The organism is Castellaniella defragrans 65Phen (assembly GCF_000612685.1).
In the GTDB taxonomy this organism is placed as follows: Bacteria; Pseudomonadota; Gammaproteobacteria; order Burkholderiales; family Burkholderiaceae_B; genus Castellaniella; species Castellaniella defragrans.
Genome location: NZ_HG916765.1, coordinates 2,072,124 through 2,085,631, shown reverse-complemented (window position 1 = coordinate 2,085,631; position 13,508 = coordinate 2,072,124). Strand labels below are relative to the sequence as shown.

General features: G+C 70.1%; 11 protein-coding genes and 1 pseudogene. 5 read left to right on the top strand and 7 right to left on the bottom strand.

Annotated elements, in window-relative coordinates; all coding sequences use genetic code 11:
• Positions 1-412: 412 nt before the first annotated feature.
• Together BN940_RS09310 and aroC are read right to left on the bottom strand one after the other, a co-directional pair.
• The gene (locus BN940_RS09310) at positions 413-1,225 is read right to left on the bottom strand and encodes a M48 family metallopeptidase (protein ID WP_043682406.1); all 813 of its coding nucleotides are present in this window, start codon (positions 1,223-1,225) and stop codon (positions 413-415) included.
• 108 nt (positions 1,226-1,333) lie between these two features.
• Positions 1,334-2,392: a chorismate synthase gene (aroC, locus tag BN940_RS09305; protein WP_043682402.1), complete on the bottom strand. Its 1,059-nt coding sequence runs from the start codon at positions 2,390-2,392 to the stop codon at positions 1,334-1,336.
• A gap of 233 nt (positions 2,393-2,625) precedes the next feature.
• Here aroC and BN940_RS09300 point away from each other — a divergent pair.
• Positions 2,626-3,999, top strand: a pseudogene (locus BN940_RS09300) (methyl-accepting chemotaxis protein); the annotation flags it as partial.
• 238 nt (positions 4,000-4,237) lie between these two features.
• On the opposite strand, the gene BN940_RS19745 reads toward BN940_RS09300, so the two are convergent.
• Positions 4,238-4,639 carry a MerR family transcriptional regulator gene (locus BN940_RS19745; RefSeq protein ID WP_084330610.1) on the bottom strand — a complete coding sequence of 134 codons (402 nt, stop codon included), beginning with the start codon at positions 4,637-4,639 and terminating at the stop codon, positions 4,238-4,240.
• Between the two features lie 264 nt (positions 4,640-4,903).
• Between BN940_RS19745 and BN940_RS09295 the strand changes: the two genes are divergently transcribed.
• Entirely contained in the window at positions 4,904-5,659 is a 756-nt protein-coding gene (locus BN940_RS09295; protein ID WP_158386263.1) for an EAL domain-containing protein, read from the top strand.
• On the opposite strand, the gene BN940_RS09290 is transcribed toward BN940_RS09295, so the two are convergent.
• The gene (locus tag BN940_RS09290) at positions 5,634-6,368 is read right to left on the bottom strand and encodes an alpha/beta fold hydrolase (RefSeq protein ID WP_323028740.1); all 735 of its coding nucleotides are present in this window, start codon (positions 6,366-6,368) and stop codon (positions 5,634-5,636) included. The genes BN940_RS09295 and BN940_RS09290 overlap by 26 nt on opposite strands.
• A gap of 440 nt (positions 6,369-6,808) precedes the next feature.
• Between BN940_RS09290 and BN940_RS09285 the strand changes: the two genes are divergently transcribed.
• Positions 6,809-8,401 (top strand): methyl-accepting chemotaxis protein, encoded by a 1,593-nt coding sequence (locus tag BN940_RS09285; RefSeq protein WP_242404311.1) that lies wholly within the window; start codon positions 6,809-6,811, stop codon positions 8,399-8,401.
• A 136-nt stretch (positions 8,402-8,537) separates the two neighbouring features.
• Here BN940_RS09285 and BN940_RS09280 read toward each other — a convergent pair whose 3' ends face one another.
• Both BN940_RS09280 and BN940_RS09275 read right to left on the bottom strand, forming a co-directional pair.
• Positions 8,538-10,025: a protein adenylyltransferase SelO gene (locus BN940_RS09280; protein WP_043682400.1), complete on the bottom strand. Its 1,488-nt coding sequence runs from the start codon at positions 10,023-10,025 to the stop codon at positions 8,538-8,540.
• Positions 10,018-10,383 carry a DUF2069 domain-containing protein gene (locus tag BN940_RS09275; RefSeq protein ID WP_043682398.1) on the bottom strand — a complete coding sequence of 122 codons (366 nt, stop codon included), beginning with the start codon at positions 10,381-10,383 and terminating at the stop codon, positions 10,018-10,020. The genes BN940_RS09280 and BN940_RS09275 overlap by 8 nt, the downstream gene beginning before the upstream one ends.
• 43 nt (positions 10,384-10,426) lie before the next feature.
• Here BN940_RS09275 and BN940_RS09270 point away from each other — a divergent pair, with 43 nt between their 5' ends.
• Together BN940_RS09270 and BN940_RS09265 are read left to right on the top strand one after the other, a co-directional pair.
• On the top strand, positions 10,427-11,695 hold the full coding sequence (locus tag BN940_RS09270; RefSeq protein WP_052355750.1) for a YihY family inner membrane protein: 1,269 nt from the start codon (positions 10,427-10,429) through the stop codon (positions 11,693-11,695).
• Between the two features lie 39 nt (positions 11,696-11,734).
• The gene (locus tag BN940_RS09265) at positions 11,735-12,199 is read left to right on the top strand and encodes a CBS domain-containing protein (protein ID WP_043682395.1); all 465 of its coding nucleotides are present in this window, start codon (positions 11,735-11,737) and stop codon (positions 12,197-12,199) included.
• 140 nt (positions 12,200-12,339) lie between these two features.
• On the opposite strand, the gene dusA is transcribed toward BN940_RS09265, so the two are convergent.
• Complete coding sequence (gene dusA, locus BN940_RS09260; protein WP_043682392.1) at positions 12,340-13,269, bottom strand: tRNA dihydrouridine(20/20a) synthase DusA; 930 nt, start codon at positions 13,267-13,269, stop codon at positions 12,340-12,342.
• Between the last annotated feature and the right edge of the window lie 239 nt (positions 13,270-13,508).

Below are 13,508 nucleotides of genomic sequence, written 5' to 3'. Positions count from 1 at the left end.
TATGCCCGGAAGGATCCGGGCCCGCGGACGCGATGAATCCATTATGCCAGTGTGATCTTGCCGGACAAGGCCAGCGAATATCCTAGTATTGGAGGTACCAGATACCAGCTTGGATGAGGTGGCGGGGGTGTTTCATCGGAAACTTTGCGGGGGATCCTGGCTTGTTCGGGTGGGCTTGCTTGGGACGGCCCGACGGGCCCCCGGGTTCCGGGACAGGCTGCGAACAGTCCCTCCACCCGGGGGCCCATCGGGCCTGCGGCGGTGGGCGATGGCGGTGGGCGGTGAGCAGCGGGGAACGCTGCGGTGTGGCGCTGCCGCCGTTTCTTGCGGTGCGTTTCTTGCGCTATTTCCTGCCCTATTCCTGCCCTATTCCTGCCCTATTCCTGCCCCATTTCCCGCCCTGCTTCCTGCTCTATTTCTTGCCCTGGTAGAGCGGCAGCACGATCTCGGAGGCCTGGGCTAGATCCGCGATGCGGCTTTGCGACGAGGGGTGGGTGGACAGGATTTCGGGCTGTCCCCCGCCGCCGGACTGCTCCATCTTCTGCCACAGCGTGATGGCGGCGCGCGGGTCGTAGCCGGCGCGGGCGGCCAGTTCCACGCCCATGCGGTCGGCCTCGGTCTCGTTGGAGCGGCTGTTGGGCAGGGTGAACATGACCTGCGTCAGCGAGGAGCCCAGGTCGGCCACGGCCTGGTTGCCGGTGACGGCCGAGAGGATCGACAGGCCGACGTTGGCGGCCATCTGGCGCGAGACCTGTTCGCGCGCATGCTCCCGCAGGGCGTGGGAGATCTCGTGCCCCAGCACCGCCGCGAGTTCGGCGTCCGTGGGCTGAATCTTGTCGAGCAGGCCGGTGTAGACCGCGATCTTGCCGCCCGGCATGCACCAGGCGTTGACCTCGCCGGATTTCAGCAGGTGGATTTCCCAGGCCCAGTTGCGCGCATCCGGCCGGAAGACGCCGACCTGGGCGATGAGCTTGCGCGAGATGGCCTGGACGCGCTGGGTCTGCGCGGCGGGAGTGTCCAGCGCGCCCTTGGCCTTGGCCTGGGCCAGGATCTGGCGGTACTCGACTTCGGCCTGCTGGTTCAGTTCGGCCTCGGACACCAGGGTGGACATGGTCTGGGTGCGGTTCACGCCCACCAGTCCCGACTGGGTGGTCTGGACCTGGGCACAGGCCGCCAGCAGCGCGGCCAGGCCCATCGCGGAAAGGTTTCGGATGGCTCGGATCATCATCATTCCTTCACAGTGGCGGCATGTCTCGAATGGGACGGGCGGCCCGCGGGCCGCGCCGATTCGGCCGGCGTGAAAGGATCCGCGGGGACCCTTTCACGTGCGGCCTCACCCGCATTGCCCCCGGTGGCGCAAGGCGTGGTCCATCAGCACGATGGCCAGCAGAGCCTCGGCGATGGGCGTGGCGCGGATCGCCACGCAGGGATCGTGGCGGCCCAGGGTCTGCACCATGACCGGCTCGTTGGCGCGGTTCACCGAGCGGCGCTCGATGCGGATGCTGGACGTGGGCTTGATCGCCAGCGACACCCGCAGCGGCTGGCCGGAGGAAATCCCCCCCAGCACGCCGCCCGCGTGGTTGCCCATGAAGCCGTCGGGGCCGAGTTCGTCGCCGTGTTCCGAGCCGCGCATCGAGACGCAGTCGAAGCCCGAGCCGATCGATACGCCCTTGACGGCGTTCAGCCCCATCATGGCGTGGGCGATGTCCGCGTCCAGCCGGTCGTAGATGGGCTCGCCCCAGCCTGCGGGCAGGCCTTCGGCCGTGACTTCGATGCGCGCGCCGATGGAGTCGCCGTCGTGCCGCAGGCGGTCCATGAAGGCTTCGAGTTCCGGCACGATGTCGGCGTTGGGCGCATAGAAGGGATTCTGCGGCACGGCGTCCCAGGACACGAAGGGAATCGGGATCGGCCCGAGCTGGCTCATGCAGCCGCGGATGCGCACGCCGTGTTCCTGCATCAGCCATTTGCGCGCCACCGCGCCCGCCGCCACGGTGGGGGCCGTCAGGCGCGCCGAGGAGCGCCCGCCGCCGCGGGGGTCGCGCACGCCGTATTTCTTCCAGTAGGTGTAGTCGGCGTGGCCGGGGCGGAAGGTGTCGGCGATGTTGCTGTAGTCCCTGCTGCGCGCGTCGGTGTTGCGGATCAGCAGGCCGATGGGCGTGCCGGTGGTGATGCCCTCGAACACGCCCGACAGGATTTCCACGGTATCCGGCTCGCGGCGCTGGGTGACGTGGCGCGAGGTGCCCGGCCGGCGCCGGTCGAGTTCCGCCTGGATGTCGGCTTCCGACAGCGCCATGCCCGGCGGGCAGCCGTCGATCACGGCGCCGATGGCCGGGCCGTGCGATTCGCCGAAATTGGTGACACGAAACAGGTTTCCGAGGGTATTGCCGGACATGGGTGGTGGTTTCTCGGTGGTGGTTTCTCATGAGGGCCGCGCCGGGGCGGCCGGGACGCGGGCACGCGGGCGCCGCGCACGCACCGACCGATTATCGCATCTTTGCCATTGCGCGGCCCGGGCGCCGGCGGCGCGGGGCTTGACTCCGTAGCCGGGTACGGAGCGTAGCTTTCCAGCGATCGAACGACGCTCCCGAAGGAGGCTCCATGGCACAGCGCCGAACCCTGCGTACGTCCACGCGGCTCATCTGCGGTTTCCTCATCGTCAGCGGCATCGCCGCGCTGATCGGCGCGCTGGGCCTGTACGCCACCCGTACGGTCAACCAGATGGCCGAGACCATGTACCGCCGCGATACCGTGGGCCTGCGCGACACGGCCCAGGCCAACCAGCAGCTGCTCATGAATGCCCGGGCCATCCGGATCGCCGCGCTGGCGCCCACGGCGGAAGTCCGGGACGCGCAATTGCGCGCCGTCCGGCAGCATCTGGACAATCTGGACGCGAACCTGGCGCGCGCCGCGCAGGCGTTCACCACGCCCGAGGAGCGCAACCTGCTCGCCCAGGCCACGCAAGCCTCGCGCGAATACCGCAAGCACATCCTGGAGGTGGCCGACATCCTGCCGACCGAGCCGCTCCAGCAGGCGCGCCAATCCGTCGGCATCCTGTACGGCCAGGTCGTTCCCACGGCCAACCGCCTGGACGCCCTGATGGCCCAGCTCATCGAACGGCGCCTCGCCCAGGCGGCCGCGCTCAGCGAGGAAACCGCCTCGATCTACGCGCGCATGGTCTGGCTCATCCTCGGCCTGACCCTGGGCGGCGTCGCCCTGGGGCTGGGCATCGGGCTGGCCCTCACCCGCGGCCTGAGCCGCGCGCTGGGGGGCGAGCCGCAGGACGTGGCGCGGGTGGCCCGGGCCGTGGCCCATGGCGACCTGAGCACGGCGCTCGACGCCTCGCGCGCGCACCGCGACAGCGTGATGCGGGCCATGCTGCACATGCAGGAGTCCCTGCGCGGGATCGTGGGCACGGTGCGCGCGGGCAGCGATCACATCGCCAGCGGCTCCGAGCAGATCCGCCTGGGCAACACCGACCTGGCGCAACGCACGGAGCGACAGGCCGCGGACATCACCGAGACGGCCGCCGCCATGGACCAGATCTCGGGCACCGTGTCCGCGACGGCGCAGGCCATGCGCCAGGCCGCCCGGTTCTCCACGGATGCCAGCCAGGCGGCGGCGGACGGCGGCCAGCGCATCGAATCCATCCTCCAGACCATGCAAGGGATCCAGGAAGTCTCGCACGAAGTGGCCGGCATCGTGCAGGTGATCGACAGCATCGCCTTCCAGACCAACATCCTGGCGCTCAACGCCGCGGTCGAGGCCGCCCGCGCCGGCGAGCAGGGCCGCGGCTTCGCCGTGGTGGCCGGCGAGGTTCGCGCGTTGGCGCAGAAAAGCGCGCTGGCCGCGCGCGAGATCACGGCGCTCATCGCCCGCAGCGTGGAGCGCACCGATGCCGGCGCCCGGGAGATCGAACAGGCCAGCGTCGAGATCCGGTCGCTGGTGGACAAGATCCGGCAGGTCGCTCAGCTCATCGATTCCGCGGACGCGGCCACCACCGAGCAGACCTCGGGCCTGGGCCAGATCAACGCCGCCGTGAGCCAGCTCAACGACATCACCCAGCAAAACGCCGCGCTGGTGCAGGAATCGGCCGCCGCGGCCGCCAGCCTGAGCGAACAGGCTCTGCAGCTGCTGGGCGTCGTGCGGCAGTTCCGGATGGAAAAGGACATGGGGCCCGCGGACCTGGAGCACGACGGTGGCGGCGAAGACGAAGGCAACGGCAACGGCAACGGCGGCGTCAGGCCGCACCCGGGGCCAGGCACAGCGCATCGCCCCGCAGCGGGCACTGGGCGCAGCCTGGCTGCCCGCGGCATTGCTCCAGCAGGGATTCCAGCCCCGCGACCATCCGGCCCAGGTCCCGCATCTGGCTATGCAAGGTCTGGATCTTCTCCTGGACCAGTTCCTGCACCTGGGCACATTGCACCTCGCGCGCAGGCTGCAGCAGAAGGGATATTTCGTCGAGCGAGAAGCCCCAGGCCTGCGCCCGTTTGATGAAGCGGATCCGCTCGACGACGTCCAGGGAATAGCGCCGGTGGGAACCGATGGGCTTGGCCGGCACCGCGACGAGGCCGCGGCGCTGGTAATACCGTATGGTTTCCACGTTCACGCCGGCCAGTTTCGCGGCACGACTGATGTTCAATGCGTCACCTCATGAATCCCTTGATTCCGTACCTGGGTACGGACGTTAGATTGCCCGCTGGCAATCAGGAATTCATGAATGCCGCGTACCGATATGCCTTCCATGCAGATCGGCCGCGCTCTCACCGCTATACGACGCACGGTTATGTTATCCGTAACAAAACGATTTGACTAGAATCAAAAAATTAAAGGCCTAAACCTTATGGAAGAAGCCGCGGCAGGGCGCCATTCCGGAGACCGTTCCCCCCTCGCGCAGATCGATGGGGTGTGGGGGTCTCTCGCGGAAAGCACCGGGCCGGGCCTTCTGGCCGCCCTGAGGCTCGCCCTGGAGCGGCGGGAATTCCGCCTGGCCTACCAGCCCATCGTGGACCTGCGCAGCCGCCGGCCGGTCGGCATCGAAGCCCTGATCCGCTGGCCGCGGATGTCCATCGGTCCTGACGTCTTCATCCCCATCGCCGAGCGCGCCGGCCTGATCCGCGACATCACGCGGCAGGTCTGCCGGCTGGCCGCCGAGGAGCGCATCACCCACCGGATCGCCGATCCCGTCCGCCTGTCGATCAACCTGTCGGCGGCGGACGCCAGGACCCTGGAAACCGCCGCGCTGCTCTCGAAACTGGTCCAGGCGCTGGGCGGCCCGTTCCTGAACGTCGAACTGACCGAGCGCTGCCTGCTGGAATCCGAACGCTGCGGGCCGGTGATCCGGGCGATCCGCGCCCAGGGCATCCAGGTGCACCTGGACGACTTCGGCACCGGCTACGCCAATCTCCAGGCCCTGGTCGAACTGACGCTGGACGCGGTCAAGATCGACCACCGCCTGACCCGGCGCGTCTGCGATTCCCGCACCGCCCGCGAAGTGGTCCTGCATCTCGGACGGCTGGCCGGCACGCTGGGGCTTTCGCTCACGGCCGAAGGCGTCGAGACCGAGGCCCAGGCGCACCAGCTGGCGGAACTGGGCGTGCAGCGGGCGCAGGGCTGGCTATTCGGCCGCCCGCGGTTCATCGAGGACTGCGAGGACCGCTGAGGAACGCCGCCACCAGGCGCAGCACCTCGTCCATGCGTTCCCGGTGGGGGAAATGCCCCACGCCCGGCATGAGTTCGATGCGTGTCGGCCCGCCGCTGTGCCGGCGGATCAGCTCGGGATGGATGGTGGAGCCGTACTCGTCCTGATCCCCGTGGATCGCCAGGACCGGACAGCGCACGCGCGGCAGCACGCCGGTCAGCGACCAGGCGTCGAAGTCCGGGCTGAGCCAGGTCTCGACCCAGGCGGCCAGCACCCAGGAAGCCTTGTCGCCGTGGTATTTGGCCAGCCGCTCCAGTTGCGCCGGATCGCGGAACGATGCGCTGGCCGCGCGGATGCCCGCGCGCGTCCGGTCTTCCGCATAGACCTGCGCCGCCAGCGTCACCAGCGCTTCGCAGTGCTCCGCGTGCAGCGCCGCACAGGGAATCGCCATGCAGCCGCCCACGCTGTGGCCCATGGCCACGAACGCCGAGATGCCCAGTTGTTCGCAGACCGCGGGGAACACGTCGGCCGCCTCCTCGGCGACGAAATCCGGCGACGGCAGATCCGCGCGCGGGTCGGAGCGCCCGAAGCCCGGCCGGTCGTAGGCCACCACCGTCCGGCGGGTGGCCTGGGCGAGCGCCGCCGGAAAATCGCGCCACAACTCGACGCAGCCCAGCGAATCGTGCAGCAGCACGATGGGCGGCGGCGCGGAGCCGGCCGAGCCAGCCATGCCCGCGGTCCCCGCAGCGCCGGCGGCCCCGGACGCCTCGGATGCGCCTGGAGACTCCGACACATCCGAAGCCTCTGGCACATCCGAAGCCTCTGACACGCCCGGCCGCCAGACGCGGACGAAGATGCGCCCTCGCGGATGTTCGACCCAGTGGTCGCAGGAAGAGATGAGGGAACGGGCGTCGTTCGGAGCATTCATGGCAAAGGACGGAAAACCGCGAGCGGAAAAACGGAGTGCTTCAAGGCTAACAGATCGGCGCGCCGTTGAGATCGGCGCGCCGCTGCCGCGCGCCGGAGGCCCCATGCGGGATAACCCGGACGGCTCCGTACCCGGGTACGGCCTTTACAAGTCCACCCGGATCGGACAATCATTCTCGCGGTCCACGGACACCCATCACGGACTCCCATTCTTGCGGAACACATCGGAGAATTCCCTTGCGCATGCGTACCCTGAGCCGGCCCGGCGTCGCCACCCGGCTGATTGCAAGTTTCCTGGCGGGCGCGGCCCTGACGCTGCTGATGGGCGCCATCGGCCTGTACGCCAGCGGGCGGATCCACACCCTGGCGGAAACCATGTACCACCGGGACCTGCGCAACCTGCAGCAGGCGGCCCTGGCCAACCAGCAGATGCTGCTGGCCGCCCGCGCCATCCGCATCGCCGCCCTGGCCCCGGCCCAGGAAACCCGGGATGCCCAGCTGGCCGCCGTCGAGCGGCATCTCGGCGCGTTGCAGCAGGCCCTGGCCGCCACGGCCCCCGACGCCGATCCCAACGCCGATTCGCCCCTGCTCAAGGAAACCCGGGCCGCGGCACAGGCCTATGCCGCCGGCATCCGCCAGGTCGCCCGGCTGATCGCCGGCGAGCCCCTGCAGCCCGTGCGCGCATCGGTCTCGATGCTGTACCGGGAGATCGTGCCGCTGGCGAATCATGCCGATGCGCTGATGGGCCGGCTCATCGAAGAGCGGCAGCAGCAGGCCGGCGCGCTCAGCCGGGACACCCGCACCATCTACGACCGCGCCAGCCTGCTGATCGTCGGCCTGACCATCGCCAGCGCCCTGTGCGCGGTCCTCCTGGGGATCGTCCTGACCCGCTGGCTGATGCGGCAGATGGGCTCCGAGCCCGCCGAGGTCGCCGACATCGCGCATTCGATCGCCGCGGGCGACCTCAGCCTGCCCATCGACACCTCCCGGGCGCCGCCCCACAGCGTGCTCAGCGCGATGGCCCACATGCAGGAATCGCTGCGCCGGATCGTGTCCTCGGTGCGCGCCAGCAGCGACCACATCGCCACAGGCTCCAGCCAGATCCACCTGGGCAACACGGACCTGGCCGAACGCACCGAGCTGCAGGCGGCCGACATCTCGGAAACCGCCGCCGCCATGGAGGAAATCACCGGCACCGTGCGGAACAACGCCGAAACGGCCCGCCAGGCCGCCCTGTTCGCCGCCCGCGCCAATGCCGCCGTGATCCGCAGCCTGCAGCAGGTGCGCGCCATCGAAGCGGCCATCGGACGCATGAGCCACACCTCGCGCCAGATCGAAGGCATCACGGCCCTGATCGAGGGCATCGCCTTCCAGACCAAGATCCTGGCCCTCAACGCGGGCATCGAGGCGGCGCGCGCCGGCGAGCGGGGGCAGGGCTTCGATGTGGTCGCCATGGAAGTCCAGGCGCTGGCCCTGCGCAGTTCCAACGCGGCGCGGGAAATCGCCAGCCTGGTGGAAAACAGCACGCGGCAGGCCGAGCAGGTAGCCAGCGGCATCCAGGCGATCGCCGAAGACACGCGCTTCTCCGGCGAGCAGATCGGCCAGCTCAACCAGCTCGTGAGCCACGTGCGCGCCAGCACGGACGAGCAGTCCCTGGGCCTGGAGCAGATCAATGCCGCCGTCTCCCAGCTCAGCGACATCACCCGCAGCAATGCGGCGCTGGTCGAGGAAGCGGCCGCCGCATCCGGCAGCCTGGCGCAGCAGGCGTCCTCGCTCGTGGCGGCCGTCAGCCGCTTCCGCCTGGGGCCGCCCGCGGAATCGCTGCGGCCGGCGTGATCGTTAAGCGTGATAGCCGGACGTGGCGGTCAGGCGTGACGGTCAGACGTGTCGGCCAGGCGCGATAGCGGACCCTGGCGGCCGGACGGCGGCGGGGCGGCGGGCCGTAACGGTCCGGCCCGCGCGCACCCCGTCCTCAGGACGAGCAGCTCACCGGCACCGCCGGCGTGTCGTCGGCGGGCGGCTGGGCATGGGACTCGAAGCCGGGACGCTCGGTGTACGGGTCGCGCAGCAGGCCCAGCAACAGGTCGATTTCCGAGGCATCGCCCCGCTGCGCGGCCTCGATGGCGCGCTGCGCCAGATGGTTGCGCAGCACGTAGAGGGGATTGGCGCGGTCCATGGCGGCGCGGCGCGCGGCCGCATCCCCGCCCTGCCCGGCCCGCCGGGCCAGATAGCGGTCCAGCCAGGCGCGCGCCGGCGCGGGATCGGCGAACAGCGCCAGCCAGGGGCCGGGATCGCGGTCGGCATCGGCCAGCCGGCGGAAGGCCAGAGTGAAATCGGCCCGCTGCGCATGCAGCAGACCCCACCAGTCGTCCTCCAGCGCCGCGTCCTCCGGCCGCCAGGCGTTCAGCCCCAGCTTGCGCGCCAGGCCGTCCCGGTAGGCCGCGAGGAACTCGGCCTCGAAGGGCGCCAGACAGGCTTCCAGCGAGGGCGCCTCGCAGCCCAGCACCAGCAGGCTGCCCGCCAGGCGGTACAAATTCCAGCGCGCCACGGCCGGCTGGGCGTTCCAGGCGTAGCGGCCCGCCGTGTCGCTGTGGTTGCAGACGTGGTCCGCCTGGAAGGCGTCCATGAAGCCGTACGGCCCATAGTCCAGCGTCAGGCCCAGGATGGACATGTTGTCGGTGTTCATCACTCCGTGGCAGAAGCCCGCGAGCTGCCATTGGGCGATCAGGCGCGCCGTGCGCCGCGTCACCTCGGCCAGCAGGCGGCAGGCCGTGGCCGGCGTGTCGGTCTCGCCGCCGGCCGTCTCCCGGCATTCGGGATACCAGTGCTCGACGACGTAGTCCAGCAGCGCCTTCTGCTCGTGGTGCGAATGGCCCCAGTGCTCGAAATGGCCGAAGCGCACGAAGCTGGGCGCCAGGCGGGTGACGATGGCGGCGGTCTCGACAGTCTCGCGCACCACCGGATCGTCCGAGGCGGCCAGCGCCAGCGCCCGGGTCGTCGGGATGCCCAGGCCGGCCATGGCCTCGCTGGCCAGGTATTCGCGCACGCTGGAGCGCAGCACGGCCCAGCCGTCGCCCATGCGCGAATACGGCGTGCGGCCCGAGCCCTTCAGCTGGAGTTCCCAGGTGCCGCCGGAGGTGCGGACATCGCCCAGCAGATGCGCCCGGCCATCGCCCAGCTGCCCGGCCCAGACGCCGAACTGGTGGCCGCTGTAGACCGTGGCCAGGGGCTGGATGCCGGCCAGCCGGCCGGCGCCGGAACACAGGGCGAGGAATTCGGGCGAGCGCAGCGCGGCGGCGTCCAGGCCGATCAGGGCCGCGGCGTCCGGATTGGCGTGCAGCAGGCGCGGCTCCCGCAGGGGACGGGGCTGCACCCGGGAGTAGAAAGCCTGCGGCAGGGACGCGAACGAGCAGCCCGCGCGCAGGCTGGCCAGCGGGCCGTCCGCCTGCGCATCAGCCATGGCGCGCCGCCCGCTTGGCGGGACGCACATAGAGGATGGCGCCCAGGTACAGGCCCAGCGACAGGAGGATCTCCAGGCCGGCCAGCGCCGCCGACAGCGGCGAGACGTCGGACCAGGCCCGCACCACGCCTTCCATCAGGTAGAGCAGGCTGAGCATGGACACCCACTGCAGCGTATAGAGCCGGCGCCGCAGCACGCCGCCCACGGCGAACAGCAGCGGCACGGCCTTCAGGGCCATCAGCGTGCCGCCCGGGCGCAGGGGTGCCCACCACAGCTCCCAGCCCACGCACAGCACGATCAGGCCGAACAGGCAGACGCACGCCAGGCCGTGCAGGCCCGGACTGAACTTGATTTCCATGCTTTCCATGCTGGTATTATGACCCGAAACCCCTGCCCGCCCCATGACGATACCGCAAACCACCGCCCCGTCCCCGGCCGAGCGCCGCAGCCGCGCACTGGACGTCCTGCGCTTCACGCTGGACTTCGCCGCGCACCGCAAGCTGACCCGGGTGGCCTCCAGCCTGACCTTCACCACGGTGCTGGCGATCGTGCCGCTGCTGGCGGTGGTGCTGGCGCTGTTCACCGCCTTCCCGCTGTTCGCCCAGTTCCGCCAGGCCCTGGAAACCTTCCTCAGCGAAAGCCTGCTGCCGCCCTCGGTGTCGGACACCATCATGAGCTACCTCAACCAGTTCGCCGCGCAGGCGTCCGGACTGACGGCGGTGGGCAGCGCCTTCCTGGTGGTGACCTCGATCATGCTCATCATGACCATCGACGAGGCCTTCAACGAAATCTGGAACGTCGCGCGCCAGCGCCCCATGCGCCAGCGGCTGCTGGTGTACTGGGCGATCATTTCGCTGGGGCCGATCCTGATGGGCGCCAGCCTGTGGGCCAGTTCGGTGCTGGCACGGGAATCCCTGGGCTACATCGGCGACCTGTCCGAGGGCATCGGCCTGCTGCTCAACCTGGTGCCCCTGCTGATGTCGGTCCTGGGCTTCACGGCCCTGTTCATGTTCGTGCCCAACTGCCGCGTGCTGTGGCGCGACGCCGCGCTGGGCGGCCTGGGCACCACGGCGGTGCTGGCCGTGATGAAGGCCGGGTTCACCGCCTACCTGACGCGTTTTCCCTCCTACACCGTCATCTACGGGGCCTTCGCCACCCTGCCGATCTTCCTGCTGTGGATCTACCTGTCCTGGCTGGTGGTGCTGATGGGCGCCACGGTGGCCTCGCTGCTGCCGGCGCTGCGCCTGCACCGCTGGGCGCTGCGCCGGCACGTCGGGGCGCAGGCCGTCGACGCGCTGGGCATCCTGCGCATCCTGTGGCATGCGCGCGGCGCGCTGCCGCCGGGACGCAGCCTGGGCTACCTGGAAAAGCACCTGCGCGTCCATCCCGACGCCCTGCGCGACATGCTCGGCGCCCTGCGGGAGCTGGGCTACGTCGTGCCGGTGGCCGACGGCGAGCAATGGGTACTGGCCTGCGATCCGGCCCGGGCCGACATCGGCCCGCTGGTGGACCGGCTGCTGATCGACCGCGCGCAGGCGGGGCTGCGGCCCGGCATGCTCGACGCCCTGTCGCGCACCCTGCTGGGCGACCCGCCCGTCCTGGACGCGCTCTTCGGCGGCGACGCTATCGGCGGCGACGCTATCGAAAACCGGGACGATGATGCACAATAATGGACAAATAGCCGGACCGCGGCGCCACTGGGAATCGACATGCTGAAAGTCAATGAAATCCTGCGCGTGAAGGGGCACACGCTGTACACGGGGACGCCCGACATGCCGGTGCGCGAAGCCATCGCCACCATGAGCCAGCTCGACATCGGCTCGCTGGTCATCATGGACCACGGCCGGCTCGCCGGCATGCTGACCTTCCGCGAAATCATCAACCACCTCAACACCCACGACGGCCAGGCCGGCGACTACACGGTGCGCAGCATCATGGACGACGCGCCCGTCAGCGTCACGCCCAACACCGACGCCGACGAGGTCCAGCGCCTGATGCTCGACAAGCACGCGCGCTACATCCCCGTGATGGACGGCCCCACCCTGATGGGCGTGATCTCGTTCTACGACATGGCGCGCGCCATCGTCGAGGCGCAGCAGTTCGAGAACGACATGCTCAAGGCCTACATCCGCGACTGGCCCGCCGACACGTCCGAGACGGCCCGCAAGGCCTGAGTCCGGCGCGGCCGCAAGGCCCCCTGCACGGCCGGGCGGCGGACGCCGCCCGGCGCTTCCCTCTTCTTCCCCGAAGACGAAGGGCTTGCCGGCGCGGAGATCCGCCAGCGCGGGGGTTCACCGATGCGGGGGTTCGCCGTTCAGCCCACGGCCTGCCAGGCGCGGCGCAGCAGTGCCGGGCCTTCGGCCCGCAGCAGCGCGGGGTCCGACAGCATGCGCCGCCATTGCCGCGCGCCGGGACGGCCGGTGCGCCAGCCCAGCACGCCGCGCATCATGATGTGCATCGGCACGCCGCGCGCGTGCTGCGCCGCCACATAATCCACCCAGGCGTCCAGCACGGCTTCGGGGTCCGGAAATGCCGCACCGGGCGCCATGCGGCGGTCCAGCTCGGCCAGGATGTCCGGATGGTGCCAGGCCGCCCGGCCCAGCATCACGCCGTCCAGGCGCTCCATCCATTCCAGGCAGGTCCCGACCTCGGCCAGGCCGCCATTCAGCACGAACGCCGCATCCGGAAAATCCTGCTTCAGGCGCACGGCATCCGCATAGCGCAGCGGCGGCTTTTCCCGGTTGTCCTTGGGCGACAGTCCCTTGAGCACCGCGTTGCGCGCATGGACGATGAACACCCGGCAGCCGGCCTCGAACAGGATGCCGACGAAATCGCGCACGAAATCGTAGGACTCGTCGTAGTCCAGGCCCAGGCGATGCTTGACCGTCACCGGCACCGACACGGCATCCCGCAGGGCGCGCACACAATCGGCGACCAGATGCGGCTCGGCCATCAGGCAGGCGCCGAAGGCGCCGCGCTGGACCCGTTCGGACGGGCAGCCGCAGTTCAGGTTGATCTCGTCGTAGCCCCAGCGCTCGCCCAGCCGGGCGCACTGCGCCAGTGCGTCCGGCTCGCTGCCGCCCAGCTGCAGGGCCACGGGATGCTCGGCGGGATCGAAGTCCAGGTGCCGGCCCACGTCGCCGTGCAGCAGCGCGCCGGTGGTGATCATCTCGGTGTACAGGCGGGCGCGGGGCGACAGCAGGCGATGGAAATAGCGGCAATGCCGGTCGGTGACGTCGATCATCGGCGCCACGCACAGGCGCCAGGGCCGGGGTTCGGACGCGGACTGGGGCGCGGGTCGGGACATGGATCCGGGCCTGACGGGACGGTCGCCGGGCCGGGGGCTGCCGGGCAAAGAGTGGGACATGCGGAACATTCCTGGGCAATCCGCCATTTTAGCCGGGCGGCGCGGACCCGCGCCGAAGCCGGGCCCGGCTTTTCGTCTAAAATCCCGGCTGACCGATTCCGACTCCAACCCCGGCC

Bases quoted from the DNA above. Each gene is read 5' to 3' on its own strand.
- BN940_RS09310 (WP_043682406.1), bottom strand. From the start codon at position 1,225: ATGATCCGAGCCATCCGAAACCTTTCCGCGATGGGCCTGGCCGCGCTG.
- BN940_RS09270 (WP_052355750.1), top strand. From the start codon at position 10,427: ATGACGATACCGCAAACCACCGCCCCGTCCCCGGCCGAGCGCCGCAGC.
- BN940_RS09290 (WP_323028740.1), bottom strand. From the start codon at position 6,368: ATGGCTGGCTCGGCCGGCTCCGCGCCGCCGCCCATCGTGCTGCTGCAC.
- BN940_RS09275 (WP_043682398.1), bottom strand. From the start codon at position 10,383: ATGGAAATCAAGTTCAGTCCGGGCCTGCACGGCCTGGCGTGCGTCTGC.
- BN940_RS09265 (WP_043682395.1), top strand. From the start codon at position 11,735: ATGCTGAAAGTCAATGAAATCCTGCGCGTGAAGGGGCACACGCTGTAC.
- BN940_RS09285 (WP_242404311.1), top strand. From the start codon at position 6,809: ATGCGTACCCTGAGCCGGCCCGGCGTCGCCACCCGGCTGATTGCAAGT.
- BN940_RS09280 (WP_043682400.1), bottom strand. From the start codon at position 10,025: ATGGCTGATGCGCAGGCGGACGGCCCGCTGGCCAGCCTGCGCGCGGGC.
- aroC (WP_043682402.1), bottom strand. From the start codon at position 2,392: ATGTCCGGCAATACCCTCGGAAACCTGTTTCGTGTCACCAATTTCGGC.
- dusA (WP_043682392.1), bottom strand. From the start codon at position 13,269: ATGATCGACGTCACCGACCGGCATTGCCGCTATTTCCATCGCCTGCTG.